General features: G+C 71.6%; 15 protein-coding genes. 6 read left to right on the plus strand and 9 right to left on the minus strand.

From position 1 onward, the window contains the following. Positions 1 to 5: 5 nt before the first annotated feature. The 3 genes from JAP66_RS03865 to JAP66_RS03875 are packed head-to-tail and all read right to left on the minus strand — an operon-like array spanning position 6 to position 2,773. A complete protein-coding gene (locus JAP66_RS03865) occupies positions 6 to 800 on the minus strand; it encodes an ABC transporter ATP-binding protein (RefSeq protein WP_199430598.1) in 795 nt (264 codons plus the stop codon). Positions 801 to 847: 47 nt separating this feature from the next. Beyond that, positions 848 to 1,867 carry an ABC transporter substrate-binding protein gene (locus JAP66_RS03870; protein WP_199430159.1) on the minus strand — a complete coding sequence of 340 codons (1,020 nt, stop codon included), beginning with the start codon at positions 1,865 to 1,867 and terminating at the stop codon, positions 848 to 850. Positions 1,868 to 1,888: 21 nt separating this feature from the next. Next, entirely contained in the window at positions 1,889 to 2,773 is an 885-nt protein-coding gene (locus JAP66_RS03875; RefSeq protein WP_199430160.1) for an ABC transporter permease, read from the minus strand. A gap of 142 nt (positions 2,774 to 2,915) precedes the next feature. On the opposite strand from JAP66_RS03875, the gene JAP66_RS03880 reads away from it, so the two are divergent. The 4 genes from JAP66_RS03880 (at position 2,916) to soxR (ending at position 5,904) form a co-directional block, all read left to right on the plus strand. Further along, complete coding sequence (locus JAP66_RS03880) at positions 2,916 to 3,965, plus strand: LacI family DNA-binding transcriptional regulator (RefSeq protein ID WP_199430161.1); 1,050 nt, start codon at positions 2,916 to 2,918, stop codon at positions 3,963 to 3,965. After that, on the plus strand, positions 3,962 to 5,125 hold the full coding sequence (locus JAP66_RS03885; RefSeq protein WP_199430162.1) for a mandelate racemase/muconate lactonizing enzyme family protein: 1,164 nt from the start codon (positions 3,962 to 3,964) through the stop codon (positions 5,123 to 5,125). Before JAP66_RS03880 ends, JAP66_RS03885 begins: the two co-directional genes overlap by 4 nt. Before the next feature lie 83 nt (positions 5,126 to 5,208). Then, on the plus strand, positions 5,209 to 5,403 hold the full coding sequence (locus JAP66_RS03890; protein WP_199430163.1) for a hypothetical protein: 195 nt from the start codon (positions 5,209 to 5,211) through the stop codon (positions 5,401 to 5,403). 39 nt (positions 5,404 to 5,442) lie between these two features. Further along, positions 5,443 to 5,904: a redox-sensitive transcriptional activator SoxR gene (gene soxR / locus JAP66_RS03895; RefSeq protein ID WP_199430164.1), complete on the plus strand. Its 462-nt coding sequence runs from the start codon at positions 5,443 to 5,445 to the stop codon at positions 5,902 to 5,904. A gap of 132 nt (positions 5,905 to 6,036) precedes the next feature. Here the strand turns inward: soxR and JAP66_RS03900 are convergent, their stop codons facing one another. Next, entirely contained in the window at positions 6,037 to 6,609 is a 573-nt protein-coding gene (locus JAP66_RS03900; protein WP_199430165.1) for a TetR/AcrR family transcriptional regulator, read from the minus strand. Between the two features lie 209 nt (positions 6,610 to 6,818). Between JAP66_RS03900 and JAP66_RS03905 the strand changes: the two genes are divergently transcribed. Further along, complete coding sequence (locus JAP66_RS03905; RefSeq protein WP_199430166.1) at positions 6,819 to 8,996, plus strand: MMPL family transporter; 2,178 nt, start codon at positions 6,819 to 6,821, stop codon at positions 8,994 to 8,996. Between the two features lie 15 nt (positions 8,997 to 9,011). On the opposite strand, the gene JAP66_RS03910 is transcribed toward JAP66_RS03905, so the two are convergent. Genes JAP66_RS03910 through hisD form a run of 4 tightly spaced genes read right to left on the minus strand, consistent with a single transcriptional unit; the run spans position 9,012 to position 12,189 of the window. Continuing rightward, positions 9,012 to 9,170 (minus strand): CG2302 family histidine operon protein, encoded by a 159-nt coding sequence (locus tag JAP66_RS03910; protein WP_199430167.1) that lies wholly within the window; start codon positions 9,168 to 9,170, stop codon positions 9,012 to 9,014. After that, complete coding sequence (gene hisB, locus JAP66_RS03915; protein WP_199430168.1) at positions 9,171 to 9,773, minus strand: imidazoleglycerol-phosphate dehydratase HisB; 603 nt, start codon at positions 9,771 to 9,773, stop codon at positions 9,171 to 9,173. Beyond that, entirely contained in the window at positions 9,770 to 10,867 is a 1,098-nt protein-coding gene (locus JAP66_RS03920; RefSeq protein ID WP_199430169.1) for a histidinol-phosphate transaminase, read from the minus strand. Before JAP66_RS03920 ends, hisB begins: the two co-directional genes overlap by 4 nt. Continuing rightward, a complete protein-coding gene (gene hisD, locus JAP66_RS03925) occupies positions 10,864 to 12,189 on the minus strand; it encodes a histidinol dehydrogenase (RefSeq protein WP_199430170.1) in 1,326 nt (441 codons plus the stop codon). The genes JAP66_RS03920 and hisD overlap by 4 nt, the downstream gene beginning before the upstream one ends. A 48-nt stretch (positions 12,190 to 12,237) precedes the next feature. Between hisD and JAP66_RS03930 the strand changes: the two genes are divergently transcribed. Then, on the plus strand, positions 12,238 to 13,044 hold the full coding sequence (locus tag JAP66_RS03930) for a carbon-nitrogen hydrolase family protein (protein WP_199430171.1): 807 nt from the start codon (positions 12,238 to 12,240) through the stop codon (positions 13,042 to 13,044). 32 nt (positions 13,045 to 13,076) lie between these two features. Here JAP66_RS03930 and JAP66_RS03935 read toward each other — a convergent pair whose 3' ends face one another. After that, on the minus strand, positions 13,077 to 13,715 hold the full coding sequence (locus tag JAP66_RS03935) for a LuxR C-terminal-related transcriptional regulator (protein ID WP_235998747.1): 639 nt from the start codon (positions 13,713 to 13,715) through the stop codon (positions 13,077 to 13,079). Between the last annotated feature and the right edge of the window lie 28 nt (positions 13,716 to 13,743).

Genomic DNA, 13,743 nt, shown 5'->3' on the forward strand with positions numbered 1-13,743 from the left:
CCGCTTCAGTCCGCCGCGACCGCGGCGCCGAGGTGGTCCCGGATGTGCCGGGTGGCCCTCGCGAACTCCGGCTCCGCCATCGTCGTGCCGTAGTCGCGGTCCGCGGGCAGTCCGATCTCGATCACACCGGCGACCGTTCCCGGCCGCGCGGTCATCATCACGACGCGGTCGGCCAGGTACACCGCCTCGGCGATCGAGTGGGTCACCAGCAGCACCGTGGTCCCGGTCTCCTGCCAGATCCGCCGCAGCTCGACGTTCATCTGCTCGCGGGTGAGCGCGTCGAGCGCACCGAAGGGCTCGTCCATGAGCAGGACGGGCGGGCGGTGCAGCAGCGCCCGGCACAGCGCCACCCGCTGCTGCATCCCACCGGAGAGCTCGTGCGGATAGGCGTCCTCGAAGCCGGTCAGCCCGGTCATGGCGATCAGCTCGTCGGCCCGCTCCCTGGCCTGCCGAGCAGGCATCCGCCGCATCTCGGCCTGCAGCAGGATGTTCTTCCGGGCCGAGCGCCACTCCAGCAGCGCCGCCTTCTGGAAGACGTAGCCCACGTCGGGCCGGGGCGCGGTGACCTCCTCGCCGAGCAGCCGCGCCGTCCCGGACGACGGCGCGAGCAGCCCGGAGGCCAGCTTCAGCAGAGTGGACTTCCCGCAACCGGAGGGCCCGACGATCGCGACGAACTCTCCCGGCCGCACGCGCAGGGTGACGTCCTGCAACGCGGTCACGTCCTTGCGCTTGGTGCGAAACCGCACCGCGACCTCGTCGAGTTCCACCGCGTGTCCGGGGTCCGTGAGCGGCCGCTCCATCGGGGCCACGCGTTCGGCCGTGCTGCCAGGGGGCATGGGTTCTTCCCTCATTCCTTGGGAGCCAGTCCGCTTTCCCAGTAGGTGCCGGGGTCCTCGGCACTTTCGATCACACCGGCGTCGGCGAAGATCTGGATGGTCTCCTGCCAGTCCTGCTCGGTGTTCACGCCGGGCCGCTCGCCGGTGGTCGCCTCCGTGTGCAGCAGTTCGAGCGTCGCGGCGAACTGCTCGGAGACCACCTCCGCCGAAGGCAGCTGCTCCGAGGCGCCCTCCATCGCCGCGACCGCGGCGTCCTGGTCCTCCTGCGCCGCGCTCCAGGCCGCGCTGGTCGCGGTGACCATCCGCTGCACCAGGTCGCGGTTCTCGGTGATGTTGCGCTGCGAGGTGAGCAGGCCGTTGGAGTAGAAGTTCAGCCCGTAGTCGGCGAAGCGGAGGTAGGAGACCTCCTTGCCTGCCTTCTCCTGCATCGTCGGGCCCTGGTCGGTGGCGTAGCCCAGCAGGGCGTCGGTCTGTCCCGACATGACGGCGGCCATCTTGCCTGCCGCGTCGGTGTTCCGGAGCTCGACGTCGCCCTCGGCCATGCCGTTCGCGCGCAGGAACGCGGGGAAGGTCTTGCTCAGCGCGTCACCCGCCGTGCTCGCGATCGTCTTGCCCTTGAGGTCCTGCGGGGAGGAGATGTTCTGCTCGCTGAAGAACTGCGCGGCCGCCGGGGTCGTCTGCAGGAACACGCCGATGCTCTTGACGTCGAGCCCCTGCCCGACACCGGCCATCAGCGCCGGTGTGTCGGCCCAGCCGAAGTCGGTCTGCCCGGCCGCCGTGGCCTGCACCGTCTTCTGCGAGCCCTGGCCGGCCCGGATCTGCAGGTCGATCCCGTGTTCCTCGTAGATCCCCTGCGCCTTGCCGTAGTAGAACGGCGCGTGCTCGCCGTAGGGATACCAGTTGAGGGTCAGCGTGACCTTGTCGAGCTGCTTGCCTTCGGCGTTGGTGGTGGTCTCCGGTTCGGAACCGCCGCAGCCCGCGGCGAGGAGGAGCACCGCGACAGCGCTGGCGGCGAGTGCGCGTAACTTCATGGGTGAAGGGCCTTTCCTTCTCTACAGGTTGGTGGTGGTGCCTTCGCCGCGGCGGCTCGCGTGCCACGGCAGCACCAGGTACTCCAGCCATTCCACGAGCACGAACAGCAGGACGCCGAGCAGCGACATGATGAGCAGGCCCGCGAAGAGCACCGGGGTGTCGAGGTTGCCGTTGGCCTGCAGGATGACGAAGCCGAGCCCCGCGTCGGCGCCGACGAACTCGCCGACGACAGCGCCGGTGACGGCCATCGTCGCGGCGACCTTCAGGCCGGAGAACAGGTGCGGCAGCGAGGCGGGGAACCGGATCTTCCAGAACGTCTGCCCCCGCTTCGCCCCCATCGTCGCGGAGAGCTGCAGCATCTCCGGGTCGACCGACTTGAGCCCGGTGACCATGGAGATGACCACGGGAAAGAAGGCCATCAGCACCGCGACCACGATCTTCGGCCCGAGGCCGAAGCCGAGCCAGACCACGAACAGCGGGGCGATCGCGATCTTCGGGATCACCTGGGCGAAGAGCAGCAGCGGGTACAGCGTCTTCTCGACCGTCGGCGAGTTCACCATCACCACGGCCGCGAAGACGCCGATGGCCGCGGCGATGACGAAACCGAGCAGCGTCTCGTAGCCGGTGGTCCAGGTGTGTTCCCAGAAGTACTCGGGCCGGGAGGCGATGGCGTCGAAGGTGTCCCCCGGCGACGGAACGAGATACGGCTCCACCAGCTCGGCCGCCGTGACAGCCCACCACGCGACGACGATGGCCGCCAGCAGCACGAACGGCCGCCACGAGCGCTCGGCGAACCCGGCCAGGCGTTCACCGAGACCGGGTCGCGAGCGTTCGACGACGCCGTCCGGCGGGGAAGCCGGGGACGGTGCGCTGCCCGCCCGTTCCGACTGACTGTGCGTGACCATGACCCTCCGCTCGCCGGCCGCTGCCGGAAAACACCCGATCGAGATCGTTCGGCGCGTCTGAATGCGCTTTCTGAATGCGCTTTCAGGTAGAGTAAGCACGGCTGGGAACTCGGTCAAGGTCTCTTTACCCCAGGAGCTCGCTATGGATGGCAGGCCCCATGTGACGTTGGAAGACGTCGCTCGCGTCGCCGAGGTGTCACTGGCGACCGCTTCGCGGGCACTGAACGGCACCACGAAGGTCCGGTCCGATCTCCGCGAGCGGGTGCTGGCTGCCGCGGAGGAACTGGCGTATACGCCGAATGCGCACGCGCAGGCGCTGGCCGGGGCGTCACATCGGACGGTGGGCGTGATCTGTCACGACGTCAGCGACCCCTACTTCGCTTCGGTGGCGCGTGGGGTGATGCGGGTGGCCGGGGACAACGGGCTGCTGGTGATGCTCGCCAGTACCTTCCGCGATCCGCAGAAGGAGATCGCGTATGTCTCGACCCTGCGGGCCCAGCGGGCGTCGGCGATCCTGCTGATCGGCTCCGGCTTCGAGGACCGGGCGTGGGAGCGAGCACTGGCCGCGGAGATCGATCCGTACCGGCGCGGCGGCGGCCAGGTGGCGGTGGTCAGCAGGCACCGCAGCCTGCGGGTGGACTGCGTGCAGCCGGAGAACCGGGAGGGTGCGGCCGCGCTGGCCCGGACACTGCTCGGGATGGGGCATCGCAGCTTCGCCGTGCTCGCCGGGCCGCGCTCGCTCACCACGGTGATCGACCGGCTCGGCGGTTTCCGCGACGCGCTGGCCGAGGCCGGGATCGAGCTGCCGGAGAGCCATGTCGTCGAGTCCTCGTTCACCCGGGACGGCGGGTACGCGGCGATGTCCGAGCTGATCGAGCGCGGGATCGACGCGACATGCGTCTTCGCGGTGACCGACGTGATGGCGATCGGTGCCCTCACCGCCGCGCGGGAGGCCGGGTTTTCGGTGCCGGGCGACGTGTCGCTGGCCGGTTTCGACGACATCCCCGTGGTGCGGGACCTGACCCCGCCACTGACGACGGTGGCGCTGCCCCTTGAGCAGATTGGCGAGCGCGCGATGGAGCTGGCGTTCCGCGGCAACCGCGGCACCCGCAGCAGGGTGCTCCGGATATCCGGCGAGGTGGTGGTGCGGGCGAGCACGGCGCCGCCCGCCGATGCGAAGGGAGCACGATGAATACGTTGCAGGGACTCACCATCGAGCGGATCGAGACGTTCGCGGTCGCGCTGCCAACGCTGCGCTCGTTCGGCGTGTCGGGCGGTGCGGTGGCGGTCGCCGGTGAGCCGAGCATCCGCGTGCTGGTGAAGGTGAGCGCCGACGGCGTGAGCGGCTGGGGCGAGGCCACCCCCATTCCGGCGTGGACCTACGAGACGGCCGAGTCGATCGTCAGCACGATCGACCGTTACCTCGCACCGGCGGTGCTGGGCCACCCGTGCTGGGACCTCGACGGCGTGACGGCCGCGTTCGACCGCGCGATCAACCGCGGCTTCACGATCGGCGCTCCGCTGGCGAAGGCGGCCGTCGACATGGCGCTGCACGACCTTCTCGGGCGGGCGCTCGGCGTTCCGGTGGGCGTGCTGTGGGGCAGGCGCAGGCTACGGGAGATCACGCTGGGCTGGATGGTCTCCGGGCAGACCGCGGCCGAGGTGGCCGACTGTGTGGCCGAGGGCAGGCAACTCGGCTACGGGGCCTTCAAGGTGAAGATCGGCCTGCACGGCGAGCGAGCGGATCTCGCCGTCGTGCGCGCGGTGCGGGAGGCCGCCGGGGACGCCCCGCTGTGGGTGGACGCGAACCAGGCGTTCAGCGTCGACGCGGCGCTGCGGGTGTCGAGGGAGCTGGCCGGGCTGGGCGTGAGCGCGTTCGAACAGCCGTTGCCCGCCAACGACATCGTCGGGCTGCGCCGGCTGCGTGGCGAGTCGCCCGTCCCCGTGGCGCTCGACGAGAGCCTGCGCCATCCGAGTGACCTGGCCACTTTCGTCCGGCTCGACGCGGTCGACGTCGCCATCGCGAAGGTGCAGCGCAGCGGCGGGCTGACCCTGTCGAAGCGGCTCTGCTCGCTCGCCCAGGAAAGCGGCGTGCGGCTCATGGGCTCCGGGCTGACCGACTCGGATCTCGGCCTGGCGGCGTCGCTGCACCTGTTCGCCGCGTTCGGGATCGACACCCCGGTGGACCTCAACGGCAGGCAGTTCGTCGACTCCGTGTACGCGACCGGCGAGGGCGTGCGGGTGCACGACGGCGTGGCCGAGGTGCCCGCCGGGCCAGGGCTCGGCGTCGAGGTGGACGAGCGGGTCGTGCGCGAACGCGCGGTGGACGTGCTGGCCCGGCGGGCTTCCTGAGCCGCCGGCACCTGAAATCGAGGTTTAGGAAACCCTCCGCGGGGTAGTACTATGGTCTTGATCCGCTGCCTCGGGAGGCCGGTATGGCCCGCGAAGATCTTCTGGACCGTCTGTTCAGGGCATGGCGGGAAGAAATAGACAGCGAACCCTTTCCGGTCATCGCCGACGTGGTGCTTCCTGTTCAGACACGGCGGCACATGCGCGGCGAGTACGGCGGACCCGACGACCGGCCCGGCGCGGACAGTACGCCCGCCGGCGGCGCCGAGCCGCGCCGCTAGAACCTCGACCTTGATATAAGTCAAGGTAGGGTTGGCGGCGTGACCAAGCTTGCCGACCATCTCAGCATCGGACAGGTATCCGAGCGCAGTGGTGTGCCGCACACCGCACTGCGCTTCTACGAGGAGCGCGGGCTCATCACGTCCGAGCGGTCCGCGGGCAACCAGCGCCGATACCCGCGGACAGTGCTGCGGCGCATCGCGTTCATCCGGGCGGCGCAGCGGGTCGGGCTCAGTCTCGAACAGATCGGCGACGCGCTGGCCACGCTGCCGCGCGACCACGCGCCGACCAAGGCGGACTGGGCCAAGCTCTCGCGCAACTGGCGGGAGGAGCTGGACGCGCGGATCGACGCGCTCCAGCGCCTGCGGGACCAGCTGACGGGCTGCGTCGGCTGCGGCTGCCTCTCGCTGCGCACGTGTGGGTTGCACAACGTGGACGACCGCCTGGCCCGCTTCGGCCCCGGCGCGCCTCTGCTCAAACCGGCCGCCGAGGGCGGCATCTAGCCGCGGACGCGTGTCCGCGGCTCATGGACACATGTCCGCGGTTGGTGGACAGGGCGATCTGGCAATGCCGCCGCAGGGCTCCGTCAACCGTCGCCGAGCGCGGACACGTGCGCGCAGAATGCGGACACGGCGTCAGGTACGGCGGCGCGGGCGGCCGAGCAGCCGCCTGCCCACGTCGACCAGGTGCTCGCGCAGGGTGTCGTCGTCGACGTCGGCGAGGTCGGGCGCGCCGCCGGTCAGCGCGATCCCGGCAAGAGCCACGTGCACGGTGACGGTGGCCCCGAGGTCCGGCTCCGGTCCGGCGAGCAGCGCGACCATCCGGGCCTTGAAGTTCTCGACACCGTGCAGTGAACGCTCGACCGCCCGCACGATGCCCGGATCGCTGTTGAACATCGCCACCAGTGCCCGGTGCCGCACCACGATGTCGACGAACCCGGCGAGCGCGTGGTCCACCTGGGCGCCGCGCCTGCGATGTGTGGCCGCGGCGTCGACGATCGCGTCCAGCTCCCGCAGCGCCGGAGCCGCGACCGCCTCGGTGATCTCGTCCTTGGTTTTGAAGTGGTAGTAGACGGCGGCCTTCGTGACGCCCAGTTCGTCGGCGATCATCTGCAACGACGTGCCTTCCACGCCGTGCTCGCTGAACAGCCGCAGTGCCGTGGCAAGCAGGCGCGACCTGGTGTCCTCGGCGACGGTGCCGGCAGTCATGGATCCCTCCTCCCGAGCGGCACGACAGTACGCGCGCCGTGGGCCGAACGACAAACCTACTACTAGCCGACCGGCTAGCACGCCACTAGCTGTTCGGCAAGTCACATACTTGCCGATCGGCTTGGCGTGTCCTAGCCGATCGGCTAGCTTCGGATGCAGTCCCCCTCCGGAACCGCACCAAGAAACCACACCCAGAAACGGAGCCTCGCGTGGCGATACTCCTCTCCCGGCTCGGCCGGTTCTCGTTCCTGCGGCGCAAGCTCGTCGCCGGCGTGTGGGCCGTCCTGCTCGTCCTGCTCGGGATCGGCGCGCTGACGCTGTCCGGCCAGATGACCAACTCGGTGAGCATCCCGGGCACCGAGTCGCAGCAGGCCATCGACCAGCTGAACGAGGAGTTCCCCCAGGCAGCGGTCGGCGGCGCCACGGCTCGGGTCGCGATCGCCGCGCCGGAGGGCGAGACGCTCGCCGAGCCCGCCAACCGGGCGGCCGTCGGTGAGGTCGTCGGCGCGCTGCGGGACGCGCCGAAGGTGGTCGACGTCGCGGACCCGTTCGAGACACGCTCGGTCTCCCCCGACGGGCGGGTCGCGCTCGCGCAGGTGAGCTACCAGGTCAAGGCGTTCGAACTGACCGCGCAGGACCGGGAGGCGCTGCAGTCGGCGGCCGAGGCGGGACACGCGGCCGGACTCCAGGTCGAGTTCGGCGGCGACGCGGTGCGCGCGATGCCGCAGACCGAGCCGACGGAGGGTATCGGAGTCGCGGTCGCCGCCCTTGTGCTGGTCATCACGTTCGGCTCGCTCATCGCCGCCGGACTGCCGCTGCTCACCGCGCTCGTGGGGGTCGGCGTCGGCATGGCAGGCATCTCCGTCGCGTCAGGGCCGCTCGAGCTGAACACCAACACCCCGGTGCTGGCTCTGATGATCGGGCTCGCCGTGGGGATCGACTACGCGCTGTTCATCGTCTCCCGCTACCGGCACGAGCTGCGTCGCGGGCGAGCGCCCGAGGCCGCGGCGGCATACGCCGTGGGCACGGCAGGCTCCGCCGTGGTGTTCGCGGGACTCACCGTGATCATCGCGCTCACCGGGCTGACCGTCGTCGGCATCCCGATGCTCGGCGAGATGGGCATCGCCGCCTCGGCGACGGTCGCGGTCGCCGTCGTCATCGCCGTCACGCTGCTGCCGGCGCTGCTGGGCTTCACCGGCGCGAAGGTGCTCGGCGGGCGGATCCCGGGCCTGCGCAGGTCCGACAGTGACGACCGGCCGGGCGCGGGCAAGCGCTGGGCGGCCTTCGTCGCGCGGCATCGCGGTTCCGTGCTCGTGGCGGCGGTCGCGGCGCTTGCCGTCGTCGCGATCCCCGCGGCCGGCATGCAACTCGGCCTGCCCGACGACAGCACCGCCGCACCGGACTCCACCCAGCACAAGGCGTACAACCTGATCAGCTCGGGCTTCGGCCCCGGCGCCAACGGGCCGCTGATCGTGGTCGTCGACGGCGGCGCCGACACGCAGGCCGCGGCACAGGCGACCGCGCAGCGGCTCAGCACGATGGACGACGTCGCCGCGGTGACACCCCCGCAGGTCAGCCCGGCCGGCGATACGGCGCTGCTCACGGTCATCCCCGCGAGCGGTCCCAGCAGCCAGGCCACGGAGGACCTGGTGAACGCGATCCGCGACGACGCCGGACAGCTGCGCGGCGAGACCGGCGCCGACGTCGCCGTCACCGGCCAGACGGCCATGAACATCGACGTCTCCCAGAAGATGGCCGACGCGCTGCTGCCCTACCTCGCGCTGATCGTCGGGCTGGCCTTCATCCTGCTGACGCTCGTGTTCCGCTCGCTGATCGTGCCGCTGAAGGCCACGCTGGGCTTCCTCGGCTCGGTGGCGGCCACGTTCGGCGCGGTCGTCGCGGTGTTCCAGTGGGGCTGGCTCAGCGACCTGCTCGGGGTGGACACGACCGGCCCGATCATGAGCATGCTGCCGATCCTGCTGATCGGCGTGCTCTTCGGCCTGGCGATGGACTACCAGGTCTTCCTGGTCACCCGCATGCGCGAGGAGCACGTGCACGGCGCCGACGCCGACACGGCGATGATCACCGGCTTCCGGCACGGCTCCCGCGTGGTGGTCGCCGCCGCGCTGATCATGATCAGCGTGTTCGCCGGCTTCGTGCTCGCACAGGACTCGCTCATCCAGTCGATCGGCTTCGCGCTCGCGTTCGGCGTCGCGGTGGACGCGTTCGTGATCCGCATGACGATCGTGCCGGCGGTGATGTCGCTGCTCGGCAAGCGTGCCTGGTGGCTGCCCGCGTGGCTGGACCGGCTGTTGCCGAACGTCGACGTCGAGGGCGAGCGCCTGGCCGCCCGGGACGGCGCCGACCGCACCCTGCAACCCGTCTAGCGACCGGCCGCCGGGTCAGCCGGCGAGCCAGGCGATCGCGCCGCCGACGGCGAGGGCCGCGCCGACGCCGAGGGTGACGGCGAGGGGGCGCGAGGTCTTCCACGTGCTGTAGACACCGCCGGCGAGGAAGCCGGCGAGTGCGAGCAGCAGGACCGCGACCCACTCGGCGGACACCTAGAGCACACCCTTCGTGGAGGGAACCCCGCCCGCTCTCGGGTCGGCCTCGGTCGCCGCCCGCAGCGCACGCGCGACGGCTTTGTACTGCGCCTCCGCGATGTGGTGCGGGTCGCGGCCGTGGAGCACCCGCACGTGCAGCGCGATCCCCGCGTGGAAGGACAGCGAGTCGAACACGTGCCGGGTCAGCACGAACGGGTAGTTGCCGCCGATCGTGAACGTGTTGAACTCCGCGGGCTCGCCGACGTGCACGCAGTACGGCCGGCCGGAGACGTCGATCGCCGCGTGCGCGAGCGTCTCGTCCATCGGGATCCAGGCGTCACCGAAGCGGCGGATACCCCTCTTGTCGCCGAGTGCCTCCCGGATCGCCTGGCCGAGCACGATCGCGGTGTCCTCGACCGTGTGGTGCGCGTCGATGTGCACGTCCCCCTCGGCCGCGACCTTCAGGTCGAGCGAGCCGTGCACGCCGAAGGAGTGCAGCATGTGGTCGTAGAACGGCACCCCGGTGGCCACCTCGACCTGCCCGGTGCCGTCCAGGTCGACCTCGACCCGGATCGAGGACTCCTTGGTGGTGCGCTCCACCTTGCCTACCCGGCTGGTCACCGCGGGACCTCCTTGCTCGCCTCCAGGAAGGCGTCGTTCTCCTCCGGCGTGCCGATGGTGACGCGGAGATGTCCTTCGATGCCGACGTCACGGATCAGCACACCCTGGTCCACATAGGACCTCCAGGTGGCGGGCGCGTCGGCGAACCGTCCGAAGAGGATGAAGTTGGCGTCGCTGGGAACGGGTGTGAAACCGAGCCCGAGCAGGGATTCGGCGACACGGTCGCGTTCCGCCGCGAGCTTCGCCACCGAGGCCAGCGTCTCGTCGGCATGCCGCAGCGCCGCGCGGGCGGCCGCCTGCGTGAGCACCGAGAGGTGGTACGGCAGCCGGACGAGTTGCAGCGCGTCCACGACGGCGGGCGCCGCGGCGAGGTAGCCGAGCCGGCCGCCAGCGAACGCGAACGCCTTGCTCATCGTGCGCGAGACCACCAGCTTGGCCGGGTACTCGGCCAGCAGGTGCACCGCGCTGGGCTGCGCGGAGAACTCCGCGTACGCCTCGTCCACCACGACGATCCCGGGGGCGGCGCGCAGCACCGGCTCCAGCTCCGCAGCCGGGATCGAGCCGCCCGTCGGGTTGTTCGGGCTGGTCACGAAGACGACATCGGGAGCACGTTCGGCGATCACCTCGGCGGCACGCGCCGTGTCGAGGGAGAAGTCCGCACGACGGGGCGCGGGCAGCCATTCGGTGCGGGTGCCCGCCGCGATGATCGGATGCATGGAGTACGACGGCTCGAAGCCCAGCGCCGTACGGCCCGGTCCGCCGAACGCCTGCAGGAGCTGTTGCAGGATCTCGTTGGAACCGTTGGCGGCCCACAGGTTGCGCTCGGCCAGCGGCACCCCCGTGGACGCCGAGAGGTAACCGGCGAGGTCCCGGCGCAGCTCGACGGCGTCGCGGTCCGGGTAGCGGTGCAGGCCGGCCGCCGCCTGCCGGACCGCCCCGGCCACGTCGTCGACCAGCGCGTCCGGCGGCGGGTACGGGTTCTCGTTGGTGTTGAGCCGCACGGGGACGTCGAGCTGGGGTGCGCCGTACGGGCTGCGGCCGCGCAGGTCCTCGCGCAGTGGCAACTGCTCCAGCGCCACCTCGTCCGCGGTCACCGGGCGGCCTCGGGAAAGCGTGCAGTCACGGCCTCGCCGTGCGCGGGCAGGTCCTCGGCCTCCGCCAGCGACACCACCTTGCCCGCCACCTCGCGCAGCGCGCCGGCGCTGTAGTCGACCACGTGGATGCCGCGCAGGAAGCTCTGCACGGAAAGCCCCGCGGAGTGCCGGGCGGACCCGCCGGTCGGCAGCACGTGGTTGGACCCCGCGCAGTAGTCGCCGAGCGACACCGGCGCGTACGGGCCGACGAACACCGCCCCCGCATTGCGCACCCGCGCCGCCACCGTGCGGGCGTCGGTGGTCTGGATCTCCAGGTGCTCGGCGGCGTAGGCGTCGACGACCCGCAGGCCGTCGTCGACCGTGGCCACCAGCACGGTGCCGGACTGCTTCCCGCGCAGTGCCTCGCTCACCCGTTCGGTGTGCTTCGTCGCGGCGACGCGACGCTCGAGCTCCGCGTCGACGGCGTCGGCGAGCGCCTCCGATGTGGTGACCAGCACGCTCGCGGCGAGCGTGTCGTGCTCGGCCTGGCTGACCAGGTCCGCCGCCACGTGCGCCGGGTCCGCGGTGTCGTCGGCGAGGATCGCGATCTCGGTGGGCCCGGCCTCCGAGTCGATGCCGATGACGCCGCGCAGCATCCGCTTCGCCGCGGTGAGGTAGATGTTGCCCGGTCCGGTCACCATGTCGACCGGTTCGAGCGGCTCACCGTCGGTGTCGGTGCCGCCATAGCCGAGCAGCGCGACGGCCTGCGCGCCGCCGACCGCCCACACCTCGTCCACGCCGAGCAGCGCGGCCGCGGCCAGGATGGTCGGGTGCGGCAGCCCGCCGAACTCCGCCTGCGGCGGTGAGCAGACGACCAGCGAGCCGACGCCCGCGGCCTGCGCAGGCACGACGTTCATGACGACGCTGGACGGGTAGACGGCCAGCCCGCCGGGGGCGTACAGCCCCACCCTGGCGACCGGCACCCAGCGCTCGGTCACCGTGCCGCCGTCGGCGACCCGCGTGGTGACATCGGCACGCCGCTGGTCGGCGTGCACCGCGCGCGCCCTGGTGATGGACTCCTCCAGCGCCTCCCGGACGGCCGGGTCCAGCTCGGCGAGCGCGCGGCCGAGCTCGGCGGCCGGCACCCGGACGCGCTCGGGACGGACCCGGTCGAACCGCTCGGTGTACTCCAGCGCGGCCTCGGCGCCGCGGTCGCGGACCGCCTCGACGAGCGGGCGCACCTGATGCAGCACCGCGTCCACGTCGATCTCGGCGCGCGGCAGCGTGGCGCGCAGCTCGACCGGTGAAGGGACGCGACCTCGCAGGTCGGTGCGGTTCAACATAGGGACTAGGGTACGAGGCGGGAGAGCGTCCGCGACCGGGAGGTAGCCGTGCTGCGAGCCGCCTTGTGCCAGCTCACGTCCAGTGCAGACCCCGCGGAGAACCTGGAGCTCATCCGCGAGTGGGTCGCCAAGGCCGCGGGTGCGGGCGCCCGCGTGGTCGTGTTCCCCGAGGCGGCGATGGCCCGGTTCGGGGTGCGGCTCGCGCCGCTGGCGGAACCGGTCGACGGGCCGTGGGCGCGGGCGGTGGGCGAGATCGCCCAGGAGCACGACGTGCTGGTGCTGGCCGGGATGTTCACGCCGGACGGCGAGCGGGTGCGCAACACGCTGCTGGCCACCGGGCTCGGCGAGCACCGCGGCTACGACAAGATCCACCTCTACGACGCCTTCGGCTTCCGCGAGTCCGACACGGTGGCGGGCGGCTCCGACATCGTCACGGTCGACGTCGGCGACGTGCGGCTCGGCCTGGCGACGTGCTACGACGTGCGCTTCCCCGAGCTGTTCCAGGCGCTGGCCGACGCCGGGGCGAGCGCGGTGCTGCTGCCCGCGTCCTGGGGCGCGGGCAGGGGCAAGCGTGAGCAGTGGGAGCTGCTGGTGCGGGCGCGGGCCCTCGACTCGGGCACGTGGGTGCTCGGCTGCGGGCAGGCCGATCCCGCCGCGAGCGGCGTCGAGGTCAACCCGAAGGCGCCCACCGGCATCGGCTACTCGACGGTCGCCGATCCGTTCGGCCAGGTCCACGCCCAGCTCGGCGCGGCGCCCGACCTGCTGGTGGTGGACGTCGATCCGGCCGTGGCCGAGAAGTCCCGCGACTCCACGGCCGTACTCGCCAACCGCAGGCTGGGCACGTCCCGCTCGTGAGTGCGCACGCGAGTTAGAACTCGCGTGCGCACTCACGAGCGGGGCAGCGCGATTCCCTGCTCGATGGCCAGCCTGGTCAGCTCGGGCCTGCGCCTGCGGCCGGTCTTGTCCCGGATCCGGTCGAGGTAGGACCGCACGGTCCGGACACTGATCGCCATCATGTCCGCGATGTCCTGGTCCCGCTCCCCCGCCGCGACGTGCGCGAGCACCTCCCGCTCCCGCTCGGAGAGCGTCGCCTGCGGCTCCGCGAACCGCTCCCGGTCGTCGTCCAGCACGAACGACGCCAGCACCGGCGAGACGTACGACCGGTCCGCGGCGATCTCCCGGACCGCGCGCAGGATGTCGTCGCCGTCGGCGTCCTTCGAGAGGTAGCCGCGCGCGCCCGCGGAGATCGCGCCGAGCACCTCCGCCCTCCCGGCGTGCGCTGACACGACCAGCACCTTGTGGCCCATCCCGGCCACGCGCAGCACCGCGGCCGCGTCGGTCACCCCGCGCAGCTTCAGGTCCAGCACCACCACACCGCCCGGCGGCTGCGCGAGCGTGGCGAACTCGTCCACCGACTCGGCCACCGCGCCCAGTTCGATATCGTCGGCCTCCGCGAGCACCCGTGCGACCGCCGCGCGGTACAGCGGGTGATCCTCGATCACGCCGACCGTGACCCTGCCGCTCATCGACTCCCTCATCCCACCTCACGCGTGC

This window comes from Qaidamihabitans albus, assembly GCF_016464705.1.
GTDB classification, from domain to species: domain Bacteria; phylum Actinomycetota; class Actinomycetes; order Mycobacteriales; family Pseudonocardiaceae; genus Qaidamihabitans; species Qaidamihabitans albus.

Bases quoted from the DNA above. Each gene is read 5' to 3' on its own strand.
- JAP66_RS03870 (WP_199430159.1), bottom strand. From the start codon at position 1,867: ATGAAGTTACGCGCACTCGCCGCCAGCGCTGTCGCGGTGCTCCTCCTC.
- JAP66_RS03890 (WP_199430163.1), top strand. From the start codon at position 5,209: ATGGCCCGCGAAGATCTTCTGGACCGTCTGTTCAGGGCATGGCGGGAA.
- JAP66_RS03900 (WP_199430165.1), bottom strand. From the start codon at position 6,609: ATGACTGCCGGCACCGTCGCCGAGGACACCAGGTCGCGCCTGCTTGCC.
- hisD (WP_199430170.1), bottom strand. From the start codon at position 12,189: ATGTTGAACCGCACCGACCTGCGAGGTCGCGTCCCTTCACCGGTCGAG.
- JAP66_RS03875 (WP_199430160.1), bottom strand. From the start codon at position 2,773: ATGGTCACGCACAGTCAGTCGGAACGGGCGGGCAGCGCACCGTCCCCG.
- JAP66_RS03880 (WP_199430161.1), top strand. From the start codon at position 2,916: ATGGATGGCAGGCCCCATGTGACGTTGGAAGACGTCGCTCGCGTCGCC.
- JAP66_RS03865 (WP_199430598.1), bottom strand. From the start codon at position 800: ATGGAGCGGCCGCTCACGGACCCCGGACACGCGGTGGAACTCGACGAG.
- JAP66_RS03935 (WP_235998747.1), bottom strand. From the start codon at position 13,715: ATGAGCGGCAGGGTCACGGTCGGCGTGATCGAGGATCACCCGCTGTAC.
- JAP66_RS03885 (WP_199430162.1), top strand. From the start codon at position 3,962: ATGAATACGTTGCAGGGACTCACCATCGAGCGGATCGAGACGTTCGCG.